This is a genomic window from uncultured Methylibium sp. (assembly GCF_902826655.1).
Lineage (GTDB): Bacteria > Pseudomonadota > Gammaproteobacteria > Burkholderiales > Burkholderiaceae_C > Methylibium.
Window position 1 is genome coordinate 1 of record NZ_CADEFR010000118.1, and the last position, 3933, is coordinate 3933.

Annotated in this window: 3 protein-coding genes and 2 tRNA genes; 4 read left to right on the forward strand and 1 reads right to left on the reverse strand. The window is 67.3% G+C overall.

Going from position 1 to position 3933, the window contains the following annotated elements:
- The 3 genes from lon to QZV97_RS20505 form a co-directional block, all read left to right on the forward strand.
- On the forward strand, window positions 1–1583 hold a 1583-nt coding region (gene lon, locus QZV97_RS20495; RefSeq protein ID WP_295647218.1), incomplete at its 5' end, for an endopeptidase La.
- An 88-nt stretch (window positions 1584–1671) separates the two neighbouring features.
- Window positions 1672–1747 (forward strand) — tRNA-Gly (locus tag QZV97_RS20500).
- Between the two features lie 109 nt (window positions 1748–1856).
- A tRNA-Cys gene (locus tag QZV97_RS20505) sits at window positions 1857–1930 on the forward strand.
- A 423-nt stretch (window positions 1931–2353) separates the two neighbouring features.
- On the opposite strand, the gene murI is transcribed toward QZV97_RS20505, so the two are convergent.
- The gene (murI, locus tag QZV97_RS20510) at window positions 2354–3187 is read right to left on the reverse strand and encodes a glutamate racemase (protein WP_295647220.1); all 834 of its coding nucleotides are present in this window, start codon (window positions 3185–3187) and stop codon (window positions 2354–2356) included.
- 171 nt (window positions 3188–3358) lie between these two features.
- Here murI and QZV97_RS20515 point away from each other — a divergent pair.
- The coding region (locus tag QZV97_RS20515) for an electron transfer flavoprotein subunit beta/FixA family protein (RefSeq protein WP_295647222.1) at window positions 3359–3933 on the forward strand (575 nt) is incomplete at its 3' end.

A 3933-nucleotide genomic window follows, 5' to 3' on the forward strand; every position in this document is an offset into this window, starting at 1 on the left:
TCAAGCTGATGTCGCCGATGAGCGCCGAGGCGACGGTGGTGCGCAACTACATCGACACCCTGGTCAACCTGCCCTGGGCCAAGAAGACCAAGATCAAGCACGACCTGGTGAATGCCGAGGACGTGCTGAACGAGGACCACTACGGCCTCGACAAGGTCAAGGACCGCATCCTCGAGTACCTCGCGGTGCAGGGCCGCGTCGACAAGGTCAAGGCGCCGATCCTGTGCCTCGTCGGCCCGCCGGGCGTCGGCAAGACCTCGCTCGGGCAGAGCGTGGCGCGCGCGACCGGCCGCAAGTTCGTTCGCATGGCGCTGGGCGGCGTGCGCGACGAGGCCGAGATCCGCGGCCACCGTCGCACCTACATCGGCTCGATGCCGGGCAAGGTGCTGTCGAGCCTGACCAAGGTCGGCACGCGCAACCCGCTGTTTCTGCTCGATGAGATCGACAAGCTGGGCATGGACTTCCGCGGCGACCCGTCGTCGGCGCTGCTCGAGGTGCTGGACCCGGAGCAGAACCACACCTTCAGCGACCACTACATCGAGCTGGACTTCGACCTGAGCGACGTGATGTTCATCGCCACGTCGAACTCGATGAACATCCCGCCGGCGCTGCTGGACCGGATGGAGGTGATCCGCCTGTCCGGCTACACCGAGGACGAGAAGCTCAACATCGCGCAGAAGTACCTGCTGCCCAAGCAGTGCAAGAACAACGGCGTGAAGGACGAGGAACTCAATGTCACCGAGAGTGCGCTGCGCGGGATCATCCGTTACTACACGCGCGAGGCCGGCGTGCGGTCGCTCGAGCGCGAGATCAGCAAGATCTGCCGCAAGGTCGTGAAGGGCCTGTCGCTGAAGAAGTACGAGGGTCAGGTCGTCGTGACCGACGAGAACCTCAACGACTTCCTCGGCGTGCGCAAGTTCGACTACGGCCGCGCCGAGAAGGAAGACCAGGTCGGCCAGGTCGTCGGTCTGGCCTGGACCGAGGTCGGCGGCGACCTGCTGACCATCGAATCGGCCGTGATGCCGGGCAAGGGCAACATCATCCGCACCGGCTCGCTCGGCGACGTGATGAAGGAGTCGGTCGAGGCGGCGCGCTCGGTGGTGCGCTCGCGCGCCCGCCGCCTGGGCATCAAGGACGAACTGTTCGAGAAGCGGGACATCCACATCCACGTGCCCGACGGTGCGACGCCCAAGGACGGCCCGAGCGCGGGCGCCGCGATGACGACCGCCTTCGTGTCGGCGCTGACCGGCATTCCGGTGCGCCACGACGTCGCCATGACCGGCGAGATCACTCTGCGCGGCGAGGTCACCGCGATCGGTGGCCTGAAGGAGAAGCTGCTCGCGGCCCATCGCGGCGGCATCAAGACCGTGATGATCCCGGAGGAGAACGTCAAGGACCTGCAGGACATCCCCGAGAACGTCAAGAACCACCTGGAGATCGTGCCGGTCAAGTGGATCGACAAGGTGCTCGAGGTGGCCTTGAAGGCGCTGCCGCAGCCGCTGCCGGACGAGGAGCCGAAGGCCGAGGCGCCCAAGGCCGACGCAGGCGGCGCCGCGACCACCGGAGACGTGCTGACGCATTGAGGCGGGCGGCTAGTCAGCTTGCGCAGGCGGCTGGTCTTCGCCTATACTGCGCGGCTCGCGGTGGCACCAAACGCCGCGGGTCAAGTGTGCGGGAATAGCTCAGTTGGTAGAGCGCAACCTTGCCAAGGTTGAGGTCGCGAGTTCGAGCCTCGTTTCCCGCTCCAGAAATTTCGAAAGGGAAGCTTCCGCTTCCCTTTTTCGTCTGCGGTGTCCGTCGTCCTGCGGGCCCGCGACGGCAGGGGTCGGAGCCCCTGTGGGACACTTCGGAGCATCGGCGCGGTAGCAAAGCGGTTATGCAGCGGATTGCAAATCCGTCCAGGGCGGTTCGACTCCGCCCCGCGCCTCCAGATCGACGACGACGCCCCGCGAGCGGGGCGTCGTCGTTTGCGATCGACACCGAGCTACCATCGTCCAGGGCCTCGATGGCGAAACTGGCAGACGCAGCGGACTTGAAGCAGGCAATTTGAGCGCTCGCGCGGAAACGCGCGGGATGGATCCCGTCAAATTCGGCGAACCCCCTGCAGCCCGGCTGCGAGGCAACGCCGAGCCAAGCCGCCGGTTCATGGCGGAAGGTGTAGAGAGCGGACGGCGGGCACCTAAGGGCAGCGCTTGGCGCGGTCGATGGTGAAGGCGCGCTCCAGACCCCGAACAGGCATTGCCACGCGGCGCTGTCTGGCGGCGAAAGCCGTGGCGGGTACGAAAATCCGCGGGACCTTCATCGGTCCATCCCGGTTCGATCCCGGGTCGAGGCACCACCGATCACCCACGGATCAGGCGTCGGCCACGCGGGCCGGCGGCCACGAGCGCAACTCGACGGGGAAGTCGAGCCAGCGGGTGCTGGCCCGCCGCAAGGCGTCCAGCTCGCCCGTGGTCCACAACTCCGCGACGGCGTCGCGCTCTTCGCCCGCGTCGAGCTTGCCCATCAGGTCGATGGCGCGGCGCGCGACGGCGTCGGCCGTGTCGATCAGCACGACCTCCGGTCCCAGGGCTTGCTGGATCCACGAGGCTGCGAACGGATAGTGCGTGCAGCCGAGCACGACGACATCGACGCCGGCCGCGCGCAGTGGCGCCACGTGGTGACTCACCAGCGAGCGCACCTCGTCGCCGTCGGGATCACCCCTCTCCAAGGCGCTGGCGAGTCCGACGCAGGCCTGCAGGCGCAGGTCGACACCACGTGCGTGCTGGTCGGCCAGGCGGCGGAACCTCGCGCTGGCCAGGGTCGCGCGGGTGGCCATCACGCCGATGCGGCCGTTGCGACTGGCGGCCAGCGCAGGCTTCAGGCCGGGCTCCACGCCGACGAAACACGTGGCCGGCCAGCGCGTTCGCAGCGCTTCGATCGCAACAGCCGTCGCGGTGTTGCAGGCCACGACGATCAACCTGGCGCCGCGGTCGAGGAGGTGCTCCGTGAGCCGCAGGGCGCGGTCGATCACGAAGGCATCGTCGCGCTCGCCGTAGGGCGCGTGGCCCGAGTCGGCGACGTAGATCAGTGGCACTGCCGGCACCCGCGCGCGCAGGGCGCGCAACACCGACAAGCCGCTGACGCCGGAGTCGAACACACCGATGCCGTCGCGCGGTGCGGGATGGTCCGGTGCATCGACAGTCATGGGCGCGGCAGTCTAGCAACGTGTCGTCGATCGCCGCATCCGCGACGGGGCCGCTCTCGCTTCCGCTAGAATCGAACGATCGTGCTTTTTTAGATTCGTGCCGTCGGTGCTGTCGACACCGACCCATAGAATCCTTTCGCCTGTTCGCATCAGCTCCCTGGAGAACCTCGCATGAAGGCATTGGTACCGGTCAAGCGCGTCGTTGACTACAACGTGAAGGTGCGCGTCAAGTCCGACGGCAGCGGCGTCGACATCGCCAACGTCAAGATGAGCATGAATCCCTTCGACGAGATCGCGGTCGAAGAAGCGACGCGGCTCAAGGAGAAGGGCGTCGTCACCGAGGTGATCGCCGTGTCCTGCGGGCCGACGCAATGCCAGGAGACCCTGCGCACCGCGATGGCCATCGGCGCCGACCGCGCCATCCTGATCGAGACCGACGCCGAGCTGCAGCCGCTGGCCGTCGCCAAGCTGCTGAAGGCGCTGGTCGACAAGGAGCAGCCGCAGCTCGTGATCCTCGGCAAGCAGGCGATCGACGACGACTGCAACCAGACCGGTCAGATGCTGGCAGCGCTCGCCGGTCTGCCGCAAGCGACCTTCGCCAGCAAGGTCGAGGTCGCCGACGGCCGAGCGAACGTCACGCGCGAGGTCGACGGCGGCCTCGAGACGCTGAGCATCCAGCTGCCGGCCGTCATCACGACCGACCTGCGCCTGAACGAGCCGCGCTACGTCACGCTGCCCAACATCAT